Consider the following 16,133-nt stretch of genomic DNA (forward strand, 5'->3'; position numbering starts at 1 on the left):
AATAAGGCTGAGGGCATAGATGACCACACGAAGTAGTTTAAACAGCAACTGATGACCGGCACTGATCAATTTGGTTAGGAAACAATTATCAGTTAATCCCATAGCCAAGGAGCGCGTTCTAAATGGAGGATTTTAGTTATTCTCAACCAACTGAAACCAGCTATAATATAAAGTTTATGTATGGAGGGGAACCCTTCAATTTCAATCTTTTTCTAAAAAACGGATCTTGGATTCTACATCCGTTTGACGGGATTTTACTTGGTAATCAACAGATGTGCTCTTTAGTAATGAATGAGCTTTTTAAATATAAACCCTTTCAGGTGATGCTTGCCAAACAGCGTATTTCTTTTTCCGAGATCAGGAGCTCTATTGAACTGGAAAGTGTGGACGAGCCGATTTCCATTTTTAGAGATCAGGATCAATTTAAGTCGAATAGTCAGAGAGACGAAATCATGGATTTTGTTGAACAGAATACTGTCGAAGAGGTCATTCAAATAGAGTGCGATTTCATTCGGGAACGAAGAGACTTCCACCAGAAAATTCTGGAACGAATGTTTATGGACAACCTGAGCCCTTCTGATCATGAGTTTGTTATTATTCAGAAGATCGCTAAAATATACAATCAAGCTGAAATGCAAATGTCAGACCTCCTTGGTCCTCCATTTAATTTCGAAGACAAGAGACGGTGGTAATATAGCAGCAAATTCAATTCGTTAGGCAGGGCTTTCTGCCTATTCGTGTTATTTTCTATTAAATAATAATGTTTATGTTTTCGGTATGCTAAGTGATGCTCATCTTGGCTTGTATGGTATCCAAAGTTTTATTTTTACCGTCACTAAAATGTAAACGCATACTTATTCATGGTATAATGTTTCTAATAGATTAAGCGATTTTAGTCATTTGGGATTATAATGCTGCAAATCTGGCCTGGGGGTGTTGCGAGGATGAGAAGGTACAGCGTGTGGCGTCCGATTATGTTGATTGCGGTGGCGCTGCTTACGAACAGCTTGGTTACGAATTTGGCGGGGGTATTTGGTATGACGCCAGAGTCGGCAAGCAGCTTGGGCGTAGTCGCCATGATTATTGCCGGATTAATTACGTATAATCGCATGATGAAGTCCCGCCGCAAATGAATAATCATTCAAAACATTCATTGAAATGAACACCATGTTTGTAAGCACCTTGCCGGGTGCTTTCTTTCATAAGGGGCTATTATTTTTTTCCAAATTGCAGGGTCTGATCACTTGCAAGTTTTCGTAACACACCAATTGTAACCCCCCGTGTTATCTATAAAAACCGTGATATCAACACCGCGTTAACTACGGCTTCCTATCTCTACTAGAATTGGAATAAAACATGTCTTAAACGTTTCACCGCGACACAGATGCAGCTTGACAGATTCACCCAAATTTATGTTGAAAAGGGTCTGTTTTATTAATATATTGTAAATAGCACGAATCTAGTATTCGGGCATATATACCTAGGAGGGTTATCCTTAATGAAAAAAGGGGTCATATCTTTAATCAGTTTGGCGTTATCTGTCACAATGCTGGCAGGTTGCGGCGACAAACCGGCGTCAGAACCAAGCGGCGGCGCAGGCGGCGATGCACCTAAGGCAAACTTCAAGGTAGGGATGGTTACGGACGCGGGAACCATCGATGACAAGTCGTTTAACCAGGGAACGTACGAAGGTATCGAGAAGGCGAATAAGGACTTCAACATGGAGTATAAATACCTGAAGCCGGCCGGAACGACAGAAGCCGACTACTCGAAAGAGATCGGAAACCTGTATGATGCCGGATTTAAGTTCATTGTAACTCCAGGCTTCAAATTTGAAACAGCCGTGTTCAAAGCACAGGACAAGTATAAAGATGCTAAATTCGTTATTATCGATGGAACACCTCATTCCGGCGACAGCAATCCGGTAGTTAAGGAAAATACAGTATCCATCTTCTTCGCTGAGCAAGAGTCCGGTTTCCTGGCTGGCGTAGCGACTGCGCTTCATGTGAAGGATGGACAAGCTGGATTTATCGGCGGAATGGAAATCCCTCCTGTACAGAAGTTCAACTGGGGCTTCCAGCAGGGTGTAGCTTACGCCAACGAGAATCTCGGCACGAAACTGGTAATTAACAAAGAAAACGTTGTTTACCAAGGATCCTTTGATGATGTTGCAGCAGGCAGCCAATTGGCGGCTCAAATGTATGACCGTGGCGTAAACGTGATCTTCGCAGCAGCAGGCGGCGTTGGCGTTGGTGCGATTAACGAAGCGAAGACTCGCGTACAGAACGGATCCGAAGTATGGATCGTTGGCGTAGACGTTGACCAGTATCAAGATGGCGTTTACGAAGGCGACAAATCCGTTGTCCTGACTTCGGCCGTGAAGAAAATCGACCATGCAGCTTACGATATGATCAAAGCTGAAACCGAAGGTAAATTCCCAGGCGGACAGACGCTTACGCTGGATGCGACCAATGATGGTGTCGGCCTTCCTGAGAAGAATCCGAACCTGAGCGATGACGTCCTTAAGCAAGTTGACGAAGTGTTTGGCAAGATCAAAGCCGGCGAAGTTAAAGTAACGGCAGAGCAAGGCGATTTGATTAAGTAATCCAAGACAACCAGGTCATCTTCAGAAGCGTGGATAGACTTACTTGAAAAGCAGTGATACCGCATGAAAAAAGACGGATTCCCTCCGTCTTTTTTTAAGGTATCAGAATTTATAAGTTATTTCAGCGAAGCGTAAGCAATTCTGTAATTGCATTTATATGTTTTGGGGCCCCCCGCAAAGTATTTGGAACAAGCATCGAAGCATAGGCTCCACTTTGTGGGGCTATTTTAGGTATCAGACCGTATCACCAGCGCAAGCGATTGCATCCTGATATTGAATGTAGAATGATCTCTATGAAACTGCGTTCGGGCGGTTTGGAAGTGAGTCGATCCGCGTTTTTTAGCGGTTAATAATGAACAGGAAGATATCCAACAAAAAAGAAGGAGAGGACCCAAAACCATGGACTATGTTGTCGAGATGGTGGGCATCCGCAAGGAATTTCCGGGGATCGTGGCCAATGACGATATCACGATTAGACTGAAGAAGGGCGAGATTCATGCGCTGCTCGGCGAGAACGGCGCGGGCAAGTCGACCCTGATGAGCATCCTGTTTGGCATGTACCAGCCTGACCGTGGCGTGATCAAAGTCAACGGCAAGGACGTGCGGATCTCGAATCCGAACGTCGCGAACAAACTTGGAATCGGGATGGTGCATCAGCATTTTAAATTGGTCGAGCCGTTTACCGTAACCGAGAATATTATTCTGGGCAGCGAGACGCGCAAGTTCTTTTTCGGCTTGGACGTGAGATCGGCTGCCAAACGGGTTGAGGAGCTGTCCAAACGATACGGCCTCAACGTGGACCCTTATGCCAAAATCGAGGATATATCGGTTGGAATGCAGCAGAGAGTGGAAATTCTCAAAATGCTGTATCGCGACGCGGAAGTGCTCATATTCGACGAGCCGACCGCTGTGTTGACCCCTCAGGAAATCGAAGATTTGCAGGGCATTATGAAAAACCTGGTCAATGAAGGCAAATCCATCATTCTGATCACCCACAAATTGAAAGAAATTAAAGCGGTTGCGGACCGATGCACGGTCATTCGCCGCGGCAAGACGATTGGCACCGTAGAAGTGGCAGACACGAGCCGCGAGGCAATGGCCGAAATGATGGTGGGCCGCAGCGTTTCCTTTAAGGTGGACAAGCAGGAGAGTCACCCGGGCAAGACCGTTCTTGAGATTAAATCGCTTACGGTAAAGAACAGCAAGAAAGTTGATGCGCTCAAAGGCTTTAGTCTGGACCTGCATGCCGGGGAGATTGTGGGCATTGCAGGCGTGGATGGTAACGGTCAATCGGAACTGATAGAAGCCATTACCGGACTTCGGCAGGCGGAGAGCGGAACGGTGAGCTTGAATGGAAAAACGCTCAACGGTCTATCTGTCCGTCAACGAAATGAAAGCGGAATCGGCCACATTCCGGAGGACCGCCAAAAGAGGGGCCTCGTACTGGATTATACGATTGAAGAGAATTTGATCCTCGAGGTGTATAACCGCCCACCGTATTCCAAGAACGGGCTGCTGCAGCCAGCAGCGATTCGCAAGCATGCGGAGCATATCATTCAGAGTTTTGATGTGCGTTCCGGAACGGGCGGCCGGTCGATCGTGCGTTCGATGTCCGGCGGTAACCAGCAAAAAGCGATCATCGGCCGCGAGGTAGAGCGCGATCCGGATCTGCTTATTGCCGTCCAGCCGACTCGGGGCCTTGACGTAGGCTCGATTGAATATATTCACCGGCGTCTGATCGAACAGCGCGACAAGGGGAAAGCCGTTCTGCTGGTTTCCCTGGAGCTTGATGAAGTGCTGAACTTGTCGGACCGCATTGCCGTTATCAATAACGGTGAACTGGTAGGTATCGTTAAAACCTCCGAAACGAACGAAAGAGAGCTCGGACTGATGATGGCCGGGTATCAAAAAGAGGAGGCACCACATGAATAACAGCGTAAAATCGTTGCTTGCCGTCCTGTTCGGACTCATTGCGGGGGCACTGCTTATGGCGCTGACCGGACATAATCCGGTAGAAGGGTATAAGTATCTCATCCAGGGTGGACTCAAGAACCCGGAGAGGATCGGAAATACGCTGGCGACGGCGACTCCGCTTATTTTGACCGGTTTGTCCGTGGCCTTTGCCTTCCGTACCGGACTGTTTAATATCGGTGCTGCAGGCCAGATGCTGTTCGGTGGCTTTTGCGCGACGGCTGTCGGCCTCTCGCTGGATCTGCCGCGGGCTCTGCTCCTGTTGGTTATGGTACTGGTCGGGTTTATCGGAGGTGCGCTATGGGCGGTTGTCCCAGGTTTCCTGAAGGCTAAATATAATGTGCACGAGGTCGTATCCACGATCATGATGAACTGGACGGCCTACTGGACCGTTTATTATGTTATTCCGGGTTACTTCAAAGGGGCGAGCCTGGAGACGGAATCGCGCCAGCTTCCGCCGGAAGCGATGCTGCATCAGCAGTGGCTCAGCGATATGTTCCAAGGTTCTTATGTCAATCTGGGCTTTTTTATCGCGGTCATTGCTGTTCTGGTCGTCGCTTTCCTTATTAACAAAACAACGCTCGGGTATGAATTGAAGGCGGTCGGATTCAACCGGCACGCTTCCGAATATGCGGGTATCGCTGTCAAACGCAGTATCGTACTGTCCATGTTCATCTCCGGCGGCCTCGCGGGCCTCGCCGGTGTTGCACAGTATACGGGGAATGCCTCCAGCATGCAGATCGGCATTCTGCCGAGCCAGGGATTTGACGGGATTGCCGTAGCTCTGCTCGGAATCAATGCACCTATCGGTGTATTGGTGTCGGCCTTGTTCTTCGGAATTCTCTATTCGGGCAGAGGGTTTATGAATGCGATGACGGAGATTCCGCCGGAAATCGCCGATTCGATTATCGCCATCATTATCTATTTTGCGGCAACCAGCATCTTGATCGAACGACTATACCGTAAAATGAAGCTGCGTCGCGCGGCTAATAAAAAGCAGGGGGAGTAAGGACATATGTGGACAACGATTGAACAGATTTTTCCGTATGCCATCGCTTACACGATCCCGCTTTTGATTACCGCCTTGGGCGCGCTGTTCAGTGAACGAAGCGGGGTCGTCAATATCGGCCTTGACGGCTTGATGATTGTTGGTTCTTTCATCGGAGCCTTTGTCATATTCAAAATGCAGGCCCAATGGCCCGGCCAATCGTGGGTACTTTGGGTAGGATTATTGGCAGCAGCGGCAGCGAGTGCACTATTCTCGCTATTACATGCCTTTGCCAGTATCAACCTCAGTGCCAACCAGATCATAAGCGGTACGGCGATCAATATGATCGCGGGTGCCCTGACGATTTTCCTTGCCCGTAACATTACGGGGAGCGGTAAGATCAGCATTACGAATGGTTTTGCACCGTTTGATGTGCCTGTGCTGTCTAAGATACCGGTTATTGGGGATTTGTTTTTTACCAAAACCTATGCAACAACCTGGCTTGTTCTATTAGTGTTAGTGCTCAGCGCACTAATATTGTACAGAACGCCGTTCGGTCTGCGACTCCGGTCCTGCGGCGAGCATCCGCACGCAGCGGAAGCAGCAGGTATTAAGGTACAGTCCATGCGGTATGTCGGCGTCATGATCTCGGGTGCTTTTTCCGGACTTGGGGGGGCTGTCATTCTGTTGACGTATTCCGGTGAATTTACGGGGAACGTAGCGGGACTAGGGTTCCTGGCGCTGGCGTCCCTCATCTTCGGACAATGGAAGCCGCTCGGCATCCTGCTGGCCACCTTGTTCTTCGGATTTGCCACGACGGTAGCCAACGTATCGCAGGTGATCCCGTCATTGGCGGTGATCCCGCCGGTCATTCTCAAGATTTTCCCTTATGTTGTCACGCTGATCGCACTCGTGATTTTCTCCAAATCCTCGAATGCGCCGAAAGCCGTAGGGGAGCCGTTCGATTCAGGTAAACGGTAACGGATTGCGCAAGTCGATGTAAGACATCTAGAACCTCTGATATGCCTATGCCCACTTAGGGTTAGGTCTATTGGAGGTTTTTTTACATTTAGCATACTTTAGGTTAGAACTCCCAAAACATCTCTGGTATATATAGTAAATAAGGCTACAGAATTTAATAGAATAGAGGAGTGAAAACCTGAATGCGCATTCGGTTACATAGGTGCCAAAAGCAGCTAAGTATGTTTATGGCTATTGTAATGCTTCTGAGTCTCATCGTTCCTTTCAGTCCCGTGAAGGTGGCGGAGGCTGCTCCCCAACATGATCAGGTTGTAATCAGCCAAGTGTATGGCGGCGGCGGGAATGGCGGGGCAGTGTATACGCATGATTTTATCGAATTGTTCAATCCGACCGGCAGTCCGGTTGACCTTACAGGCTGGAAGGTACGTTATGCAAGCGCAGCAGGCAGTTTTAACGGCACGACCTCTTTAACTGGTATTATAGAGCCTTATTCTTATTATTTAATCCAACAACAGAGTAGTGGCTCGGTAGGTGCTACTTTGCCGACAGCTGATGCTGCAGGAACACTGAACTTAAGCGGCTCTAACGGCAAAGTAGATCTGGTAAACGCCGCGGGCGATCGTATCGACCTCATTGGCTATGGATCGGCTTCGGAATCTGAGACGAGTCCGACCGCAGCTTTATCTAACAGTACGGCTGCGGTCCGCAAGGAATTGACCGTTGGTCAAAATGACCGCGGCCACGACAGGGATAACAATGCAGCGGATTTTGCGGTTACGACACCGGATCCCCGGAACAGCTCGAGCCCCGCTACGCCGGTCACTCCGGGCACGGGCTTGGGAATGGTAACGGCTAATCCGGAGCCTAACGCCTGGCCTGCCGGTACGAAGATTACGCTGAATCCGCCTACGGTAGGGGCTTCAGTCTATGCGGATGTGTATCTGTCCGGCGGAAACGGCTCCGGCTTCCAGCTCGTCAACGGCCCGATCACCATAAACGAGCCTACGAGAGTGGATGCCTATGCAGTCCAGGATGGCCAGCCGGATGGTCCGGTATCCTCTTTCCAATATGATATTTTAACGCAAACGTCTGTCGCTGAAGCCCGCAGCAAGGCAAAAGGCGAGCATGTGTGGACGGAAGGCATCATTACGCATATCGAAGGCAGAGAAACCTACATTCAAGACGACGCGGCAGGTATTGTTCTCTATGACTATCCCCTCAATGCCAGCGTTGGCGATCGGGTGAGCGTGGCCGGCGTGATGGAGATTTACAACAATCTTCAGGAAATCAAACCGCACGCCTTGCTGCCGCATGACGTGACGGGGAACCAAGTCGGAGTGCCGCAGGCTCTCCCAATTACCGGAGCTGATCTATCTGCAGCTGCAGGGGAGAATTATGAGGCAAGACTAGTCTCCCTGAATGATGTCACCATCAAGTCCGAGAATAGACCTGGGGAATACACAGCCGAGCAAGGCGGGCATGAATTCATCATCTATTCCGGCTTGTCCAAGCTGAAGACGGTGAAAACCTTTAGCCGCATCACGGGCGTGGTGAAGCAGTTCGGCAACATCTATGAGCTGATTCCTCTCGGCGAGCATGCCTTAATCGAGGAGATGTTCTCCGTGATTGCCAGTCCGGGTGCGGGACCGATCATCATCGGGGGAACGGTGACGCTGTCCAGCCCTACGCAAGGGGCGAGCATTTATTATACGCTCGATGGGTCAGACCCGACGCAAGCTAGTACACAGTACAGCTCGCCGATTCAAATAGACCGTGACACAACCATCAAAGCGGTTGTTGTCTCGGGTGCAGATGTGAGCAAGGTATACGAATTTGCTTATAAAGCTACTCAGCAGCCGCGCATCGCGGATATTCAAGGCGAGGACCATACTTCGCCGTATACAGGACAGACGGTAACCGATATTGAAGGTGTTGTAACCCAATATGGTTATACGTTCTCTAACGGCAATATCAAGGGATTCTATATCCAGGATTCGAAGCCGGATTCCAATCCGAATACCTCGGATGCGATTTTTGTGTATTCCACAGATCCAATCCGGCCTCAAATCGGAGATCTGGTGAGCGTAACCGGAAAAGTGGCCGAGTTTAACGAGGGAAGCTCCAGCAACTTGACCTCCACCCAAATCGAGCTGCAATCCATCAAGAAGCTTGATCAGGCTCAGCAGCTGCCCGAACCGGTTACCTTAGGTAAAGGCGGGCGCCCGATACCTGCCGCCATTATCGATAATGACAGCATGACAACGTTCGATCCGGGCGAAGATGCCATCGACTTCTACGAATCTCTGGAGGGCATGCTGGTCAGACTTCCGCAGCCAACGATCATTAGTCCGTATTGGACAAGCAGCGGAACCTACAACATTGCGACCCGGGTCGAGAATGATACCGCGGATGTCATTACGCCTGCGGGCGGTCTCGTTCTGAAAGAACAAGGCAATTTCAACCCGCAGCGTCTTATCATTGCTTACGGCAATCCGGGGCAAGAAGTAAGCACCGGCGATACGTTTGCCGATGATGTGATCGGCGTAATCGGTTATAACAGTGGCAATTTCAAGGTGATTCCGGCTAAAGGAGAGTTGCCTGCAATCCACAGCAGCTCTTTTAAGCAAGAGGTATCCACTATCGACGTGAATGATGAACAGCTCAGAGTGGCGACGTATAATATCGAGAATTTCTATCCGGGTGTTAGCTCCGCTAAAATCAACAAGCTGGCGGAGTCGATCGTAAACAACATCAAGTCTCCGGATATTATCGGTCTCGTAGAAGTACAGGATAACAACGGAGAGCAGAACAATGGAACTACCGCGGCAGACCAAAGCTACCAGACCTTGATTAACGCCATCAAGGCAGCGGGAGGACCCACGTACAGCTTTACCGATATTGATCCGGTGAATAATAACGATGGGGGAGCGCCGGGAGCGAACATTCGGGTCGGATTCCTCTATAACGCCGATCGTGTCCAGTTATCGGACAGTGTAAAAGGCAAGAAGGGGTTGCCGACGGAATCGGTTGCGTATGATGCGGCAGAGGATCAGTTAACCCTGAATCCGGGCCGGATTGATCCGCTGAATTCAGCATTCAACGCATCGCGTAAGCCTCTGGCCGCACAGTTCGAATTCCAGGGCGAGAAAGTGATCGTCATCGCGAATCATTTTAACTCGAAATCCGGGGACCAAGGACCATTCGGCAATACCCAGCCGCCGGTTCTCTCCAGCGAAACGCAGCGCCATCAGATTGCAGCGGTCGTGAACGGGTTCGTGAAAGACGTTGTGTCCGCTAATCCTGATGCGAACGTCGTCGTTCTGGGAGATTTGAATGATTTCCAATTTACCGAGACGGCGAACATTTTGAAAGGCAACGAATTAGACAATCTGATCGATACGCTTCCGCTTAAGGAGCGGTATACCTACACGTATGACGGGAACTCGCAGGTACTGGATCATATTCTCGTCAGCAAGAATCTGACCCGTTCTACGCAAGCCGATGTCGTGCATCTGAACGCCGACTTCCCGGCTTCCAAGGGCCGCGTATCGGATCATGATCCGGTTGTCGCGCAGATCGACCTGAAGGGAGAAGCCGTGAACGGCTTCCCGCTGACGATTTTGCATACCAATGACACGCATGCCAATCTGGATACTGTAAGCTCACCGGATAACATTGCGCGCCGGGTGACGGCGATCAAGGAAGCCAGAGTAAACGCGATCAATCCTCTGCTTGTGGATGCAGGGGACGTATTCTCCGGCACGCTGTATTTTAATCAATATTTGGGACTGGCGGATCTGGAGTTCATGAACCTGGTTCAATATGATGCCATGACCTTCGGTAACCATGAGTTCGATAAAGGATCTGAGGTGCTGAACGATTTCATTGAGCATGCGGAATTCCCGTTTGTTTCCTCGAACGTGAATTTTTCGGCCGATGCTATATTGACCCAGAAATTCAAGAATGAAGTGACCCGGGATGCCAAGGATGCAACCATCTACCCGGCCATCATCATGGAGGTAGACGGGGAGCAGGTTGGCCTCATTGGACTTACAACCGAAGACACGGCGAACATCGCTTCGCCTGGAGACGTCACCTTCGATGATGCGGTGCAAAAGACAAGAGACACCGTGGCGATGCTGCAGAAGGAAAGCATTAACAAAATCGTCGTGCTGTCGCACCTCGGTTATGACGTGGACGTTAACCTTGCTAAGGAAGTTGAAGGCATCGACATCATCGTGGGCGGTCACAGTCATACCAAGCTGGATCAAGCAGTCGTGGACAGGTCGGACAGTGAACCGAAGCTGATCGTGCAGACAGGGGAAAAAGGACAATTCTTAGGTCGGCTTGAGGTCGTATTTGACGACGAGGGTGTTCTGCAGGAGTGGAACAGTAACCTCATTTCCGTTGACGAGAAAGATAGTGCCGGCCAATACGTGGTACAGCCGGATCCCGAAGCCTTGCAAATTCTGAACACCAAATATAAGCCGGGCGTGGAGGAACTAAAACAAACGGAAGTCGGTTTGACCGAAGTGAAGCTGAACGGCGTTCGTGCCGACGTGCGGACGAAGGAAACGAATCTTGGCAACCTGATTGCCGATGGCATGCTGGATGCGGCGCAAGCGGCCGGCACGAATGCGGTCATCGCCTTGCAGAACGGCGGCGGCATACGCGAATCTATTGAGGCAGGCAAAGTCACAATGGGTGACGTGATGACGGTGCTTCCGTTTAACAATGATCTGGTCACGATTACGTTAACGGGCGCCGAGATTAAAGAAGCCATGGAGAACGGGGTTTCCAAGACGCCGGCACAGGACGGGCGCTTCCCGCATATCGCGGGCATGAAGTTTATCTATGACTCCACCAAGCCGGTTGGATCACGCGTCCTGCGTATCGAGGTCAAAGGCAAGAACGGATACGAGCCGATCGATATGAATAAATCCTACGAGGTAGCGACGAACGCGTTTACCGCTAAAGGCGGCGACTTCTATGCTTCGCTCGAGAAGGCTTATCTGGAAGGACGTGTGAACCTGCTCTATAAGCCTGACTATGAAGTATTCTCGAACTATGTGAAAAGAGTAGGCACCATCACAGCCAAAACCTCCGCCGTCGAAGGACGGATTACGGACTTGAAGGGAGCGCCGCTTCCAGGAGGACCTGATCCGGGCGGACCGGGAGAACCTGGACCGGGGAACCCTGGGAACCCGGGCACCCCTGGAACTCCAGGACCGACGACGCCTCCCGTGAATCCTTCGAATCCTGGCACGACCCCGCCGGTCGAACCAGGCAAGGTAAAGGTTCCGGTTAAGGTGGAGAATGGTGTGGCAACAGGCAGCGTCACTGGGGCTGCCATGAAGGAAGCCCTGAAACAGCCTGTTGGCGGAAAAATTACCGCAGAGGTAACAAGCACGCAGCCAATCACTTCTTCATCCGTTACCATCGAGAATGAAGCGCTCCAGGCCTGGCTTGATCAAACAAGCGCACAGGTGCTGGTGGTAGCGACGCTTTACGGAAGCTATGAGCTTCCGAAGAAGGAGATCAATCTCCAAGCTCTGGCTGCGCAAACCGGCTCGGATATTAGCGGCCTTCACTTGGTCATTCAGCTTGCAGTGGATTCGGATGCTCTTAAATCAGCAGCTTCCAAAGGATATCATGCGCTGCAGGCTGTGAGCTACACCGTGACAGCGAAGTCCAGTAATGGCAAGACCATCACGCTCGGTTCATTCCAATCGTATGTGAAGCGGTCCCTGAATGTCGACAAAGCGCATGCTTTGACCGATATTGCGGTTGTTCGAGTGGGCGGAAACGGCAATGAATATACGCCGGTACCATTCAAGGTGAATGGTCAACGAATCGATATCTATAGCCGTACCAACAGCACGTACCTGGTGCTGCAGAACCCGGTAACGTTCCAGGATATTGCTACGCATTGGTCCAAGGCAGACGTTGAATCGCTTGCGGCCAAAATGATCGTAACCGGACGCACAGAGCAGACCTTTGTTCCGAACGCATCGGTCACTCGAGCCGAGTTCGCAGCGCTTGTCGTCCGGGCATTGGGCCTTTCTGCAGACGCTGCGTCAGGCAGCTTCCAGGACGTGGTGTCATCCGATTGGTATGCCGGAGCTGTCCAGGCAGCGGTCGATTCCGGTATCATTACTGGCTACACGGACGGCACCTTTAAGCCGAACCGGACGATCACGCGCGAAGAGATGGCCGTGATGGCCTACAACGCGCTGGAGTATGCCGGATACAACCAAGCCGACGCGGCAAAAGCCCATTTTGCCGATGCGACCTCGATCGGTGGTTGGTCCAAGACAGCGGTGTATGAATTGGCGGCTCTTGGTATTCTGAACGGAGACCAGAATCAGCGCTTCAACCCTAAATCGAGTGCCACCCGCGGCGAAAGCGCCGCTGTGCTCCATCGTTTGATGCAGGATTTGACGTACGCAAAATGAACATGTTGCATAGCGGCAGGATGTATATTGGATTTGCATCTGCATCTTTGTAGTATACGGGGGGGGCAACAGCAAATCTGCTGAAGATCGCTCCAATTGATCAAAAAGTGGAAAATAGAAATGGCGGTACTAGGGATGATTCCTAGCGCCGCCATTTCTTGCTTCTTGGTACGTTGCCACCGTTCCGTCCCTTTCGTAAATGGGTAGTGGATCGCACATCCATTTTGTGAACATGTGGTTTCTCTTCTTATGTCTAAAGGATGTGCTTGCTCATGGTAGCGGAGAGGACGAAACGGTTCCGGACAAGCGGCAGCGGTCGCCTTTGTCCGCCGAATTTCCTCCTTGATTAAAATATATCTAAGAAATTTGGGGACAACAGCGATGGGAGGAACGATTCGTACACGGAGCGTCTCCTATCAGAAAGAGGGGCACGCCAGATCTAAGATCTTTTGGGACATTCTCTTTTTTATGCCGAAAAAACTATAAACAAAATGTGACCGATTCGCGTCCATAACTGTGTTAAGGGTAAAAGGAGGTCTAAAGGCGATGCAGATCGATTCGCTCCGGCCGGGCGGAGATATTACGGAAACCTACGAATTATATGGCGACATGCTTTTCAAAATAGCGATGGTGTACCTTGGAAACAAACAGGATGTAGAAGAAGCTATTCAGGAGACGTTTATGAAGCTGATATATAAATCACCTGAATTCAGCAATCAGGAGCATAAGAAAGCTTGGCTCATTCGGGTGATTACGAACCACTGCAAGAACATGCAAGGGAGCCTGTGGCGCAAGCGGGTAACCAAGATGGAGCATATGAACGATTATTTTGTCGAACCGTCGGAACGGACCCTGATGGATAGCGTCATGAGTTTGCCGTTCAAGTATAAGTCGGTGATCCATCTGTTTTATTACGAGGATTATTCCGTTAAGGAAATCGCCGGAATTTTGCAGATTAACGAGTCTGCGGTCAAGATGCGTCTTCAGCGCGGCAGGAAGCTGCTGCGCATGGACTTGGAAGGAGAGGACGATTGATGAATCGGAATGACTACAAATCATTGATAGATCGAATAGAACCTGACAAGGGATTGGAGGAGCGGATCATGAAAGGAATGAAACAAAATCAGTATCAAACGACAAGAAGGAATCGATGGGGTATGGTAGGCGTTAGCGCGGCCATCATGCTGGGGCTGGTGGTGGTGGCTTCGCTGGTATTGAATCTTGAGAACGAGCCAGCGGTTAGCGATATCCCGGTTGCTCAACAAGGGGTGGGGGAGAATACCCCGCCGACCGCCCAGGCCGGTCATGACCCGGTAACCATCCCGAAAATCGAGCTTCCGGGCGAGAGCAACGTCAAAGCCGACATGATCGGTTTGGTTGTGTACCAGGGCAATATCTACACCCAAACCGGTACGCAAATCACGCCGGAAATTGCCAAGCAGCTGCGGGGCGACAAGCTCGGTCGGTCGAAATCGGGGATTACGGAATGGAGCTCCTCCGATGATTACACGGAGCTTGCTTCGACAATCGGCGAAATGGACATCTTCACGGTTAAGGGATATGACGCCGATTTTAGAATCATGTCCTACATGGAGCACGACGGGGAAGTCTACGCCGAATTGTATGAGCATCTGAACGGAATTACGGTGACCAAGGGCGAGGATATCATCGGCAAGCTGAATTTAATGGGGAACATGACTTCGGTTAAATGGCAGGATTTCGACAGCTGGAACATGGGTGAGAATAAGCAACACAAGCTTTCCGGTGATGCGGCGGTGCAAGCTTTCGTCGAGGCGTTATACGAGGCGAAGCCGGTAGCGGCCGAACCTTTGTTTGAGCAAGGGATCTACGAGACCGGGGCGGGCGAGCAGAAGTTTCTATATATCCAGTTGCAGGACGGGACGGAGGTCCAGTTAAGATTGTTTAAAGGCGGCCAATATGTGCGATATGCCAACGCGCCTGTATTCTTTCAATTGGAGGACGAGGCGTTCACCACGCTGTGGAAGCTGATGGAGGAGTAGGTCGTCCTACCGTTTATACAACGAAAAAAAGGTAATGTAAAAAACTAGAGGCTATCCCTAATCTGATGGCCTCTAATCATTGATGTAGGGTCGCTAATGGCGCCCCCTTTATCGCATGGCGGTCCCTTGCTATTCGCGTTCCGTCGATGATGGGCGGTTCGCTTTCACGAATGCACTCGGCGTCATTCCGAAATACCGGGTAAAGGCGCGGGAAAACGTGAACAAATCCGAATAGCCCAGGGATAAAGCGGTCTGCGTGATGCTGATGCCCTCGGCATATAATAGGCGGGTCGCTTTCTCCATGATCAACTGCTGCATGTAGCGGGACGGAGAGATGCCGTATCGGCGGGTAAACGCGCGGGTGAAGTGACTGCGATGCACGCCGGCCCACGCGGCAAGCTCCTCCACGGACAGGTTCTCGGTACAGTGAAGCTGCATATACCTGGGGATGGATCCGAGCCAGTCGGATGCAGCAGAAGAAGGTGATTGGTGCCGGTTCGAATTGATGCTGTGGATCAATTGGAATCCCAATGACATCAGCTGAAGACTGTGGTCTAGCTGGGGCTGCCGGAGCAATCTCTGAATCTCCTTGATGATCGCCAGGGTATCGTCCCCGAAGGCGTTTTGTCGATAGGGCCGCTCCGGACATAAATCGATATGCTTCAATATGGATGGCATCAACTCGCCCATAAAAGCCGTCCAGGTGATCGTGGTAGACGGCTGCTCGCAGTCCTTGACATAGGTATAGACCGAGCCGGGGAAGAGGCAGAACAAGTCGCCTTCCGAGAGGGAGACGCTGCTGCCGTCCCATCCGAATTGCACCTTGCCGCTGGCAACGAAATGTATACTGTAAAATCCGACGGACCGGGGACCGACTTTTTCGGTGAAAAAGGGGTGCGTACCGGATTTGTATATCCACAATCCCATTTTTGTCTCAAATGGAACCGGATTGTTAAAGTATTCTTCTCTGGATAGTTTTGGGTTCACTGTTACGCCTCCTCCTGCCAGCTGTTCCTGACATTTTTCTTGTTGTTGCTACTATGCAACATATTGTATAACGATTGCAAGGATTGAGCATTCCTTGTGGGCCTGTCAAAGGGTACGATGATGAG

General features: G+C 50.6%; 10 protein-coding genes. 9 read left to right on the top strand and 1 reads right to left on the bottom strand.

What is annotated here, in order from left to right; genetic code table 11:
• Positions 1 to 122: 122 nt before the first annotated feature.
• From NYE54_RS02020 to NYE54_RS02060, 9 genes are all read left to right on the top strand, one after another.
• Positions 123 to 692, top strand: a complete 570-nt coding sequence (locus NYE54_RS02020; protein WP_339269648.1) for a hypothetical protein — start codon at positions 123 to 125, stop codon at positions 690 to 692.
• Between the two features lie 252 nt (positions 693 to 944).
• Positions 945 to 1,133, top strand: coding sequence for a hypothetical protein (locus tag NYE54_RS02025; protein ID WP_076322526.1), 189 nt, complete (start codon positions 945 to 947; stop codon positions 1,131 to 1,133).
• 365 nt (positions 1,134 to 1,498) lie between these two features.
• Positions 1,499 to 2,605 (top strand): BMP family ABC transporter substrate-binding protein, encoded by a 1,107-nt coding sequence (locus NYE54_RS02030; RefSeq protein WP_339269650.1) that lies wholly within the window; start codon positions 1,499 to 1,501, stop codon positions 2,603 to 2,605.
• Positions 2,606 to 3,004: 399 nt separating this feature from the next.
• Positions 3,005 to 4,537, top strand: coding sequence for an ABC transporter ATP-binding protein (locus NYE54_RS02035; protein ID WP_339269652.1), 1,533 nt, complete (start codon positions 3,005 to 3,007; stop codon positions 4,535 to 4,537).
• On the top strand, positions 4,530 to 5,585 hold the full coding sequence (locus tag NYE54_RS02040) for an ABC transporter permease (RefSeq protein WP_076322523.1): 1,056 nt from the start codon (positions 4,530 to 4,532) through the stop codon (positions 5,583 to 5,585). The genes NYE54_RS02035 and NYE54_RS02040 overlap by 8 nt, the downstream gene beginning before the upstream one ends.
• Positions 5,586 to 5,591: 6 nt before the next feature.
• Complete coding sequence (locus NYE54_RS02045; protein ID WP_076322522.1) at positions 5,592 to 6,545, top strand: ABC transporter permease; 954 nt, start codon at positions 5,592 to 5,594, stop codon at positions 6,543 to 6,545.
• A gap of 227 nt (positions 6,546 to 6,772) precedes the next feature.
• A complete protein-coding gene (locus tag NYE54_RS02050) occupies positions 6,773 to 13,000 on the top strand; it encodes a 5'-nucleotidase C-terminal domain-containing protein (protein ID WP_339269655.1) in 6,228 nt (2,075 codons plus the stop codon).
• A gap of 546 nt (positions 13,001 to 13,546) precedes the next feature.
• Positions 13,547 to 14,035 carry a sigma-70 family RNA polymerase sigma factor gene (locus NYE54_RS02055; protein WP_339269656.1) on the top strand — a complete coding sequence of 163 codons (489 nt, stop codon included), beginning with the start codon at positions 13,547 to 13,549 and terminating at the stop codon, positions 14,033 to 14,035.
• Between the two features lie 68 nt (positions 14,036 to 14,103).
• Positions 14,104 to 15,021: a hypothetical protein gene (locus NYE54_RS02060; RefSeq protein ID WP_339269657.1), complete on the top strand. Its 918-nt coding sequence runs from the start codon at positions 14,104 to 14,106 to the stop codon at positions 15,019 to 15,021.
• Between the two features lie 129 nt (positions 15,022 to 15,150).
• Here NYE54_RS02060 and NYE54_RS02065 read toward each other — a convergent pair whose 3' ends face one another.
• Positions 15,151 to 16,008, bottom strand: a complete 858-nt coding sequence (locus NYE54_RS02065) for an AraC family transcriptional regulator (protein WP_339269658.1) — start codon at positions 16,006 to 16,008, stop codon at positions 15,151 to 15,153.
• Positions 16,009 to 16,133 lie beyond the last annotated feature (125 nt).

This window comes from Paenibacillus sp. FSL K6-1330 (assembly GCF_037976825.1).
Lineage (GTDB): Bacteria > Bacillota > Bacilli > Paenibacillales > Paenibacillaceae > Paenibacillus_AQ.

Bases quoted from the DNA above. Each gene is read 5' to 3' on its own strand.
- NYE54_RS02020 (WP_339269648.1), top strand. From the start codon at position 123: ATGGAGGATTTTAGTTATTCTCAACCAACTGAAACCAGCTATAATATA.
- NYE54_RS02025 (WP_076322526.1), top strand. From the start codon at position 945: ATGAGAAGGTACAGCGTGTGGCGTCCGATTATGTTGATTGCGGTGGCG.
- NYE54_RS02030 (WP_339269650.1), top strand. From the start codon at position 1,499: ATGAAAAAAGGGGTCATATCTTTAATCAGTTTGGCGTTATCTGTCACA.
- NYE54_RS02035 (WP_339269652.1), top strand. From the start codon at position 3,005: ATGGACTATGTTGTCGAGATGGTGGGCATCCGCAAGGAATTTCCGGGG.
- NYE54_RS02040 (WP_076322523.1), top strand. From the start codon at position 4,530: ATGAATAACAGCGTAAAATCGTTGCTTGCCGTCCTGTTCGGACTCATT.
- NYE54_RS02045 (WP_076322522.1), top strand. From the start codon at position 5,592: ATGTGGACAACGATTGAACAGATTTTTCCGTATGCCATCGCTTACACG.
- NYE54_RS02050 (WP_339269655.1), top strand. From the start codon at position 6,773: ATGGCTATTGTAATGCTTCTGAGTCTCATCGTTCCTTTCAGTCCCGTG.
- NYE54_RS02055 (WP_339269656.1), top strand. From the start codon at position 13,547: ATGCAGATCGATTCGCTCCGGCCGGGCGGAGATATTACGGAAACCTAC.
- NYE54_RS02060 (WP_339269657.1), top strand. From the start codon at position 14,104: ATGAAAGGAATGAAACAAAATCAGTATCAAACGACAAGAAGGAATCGA.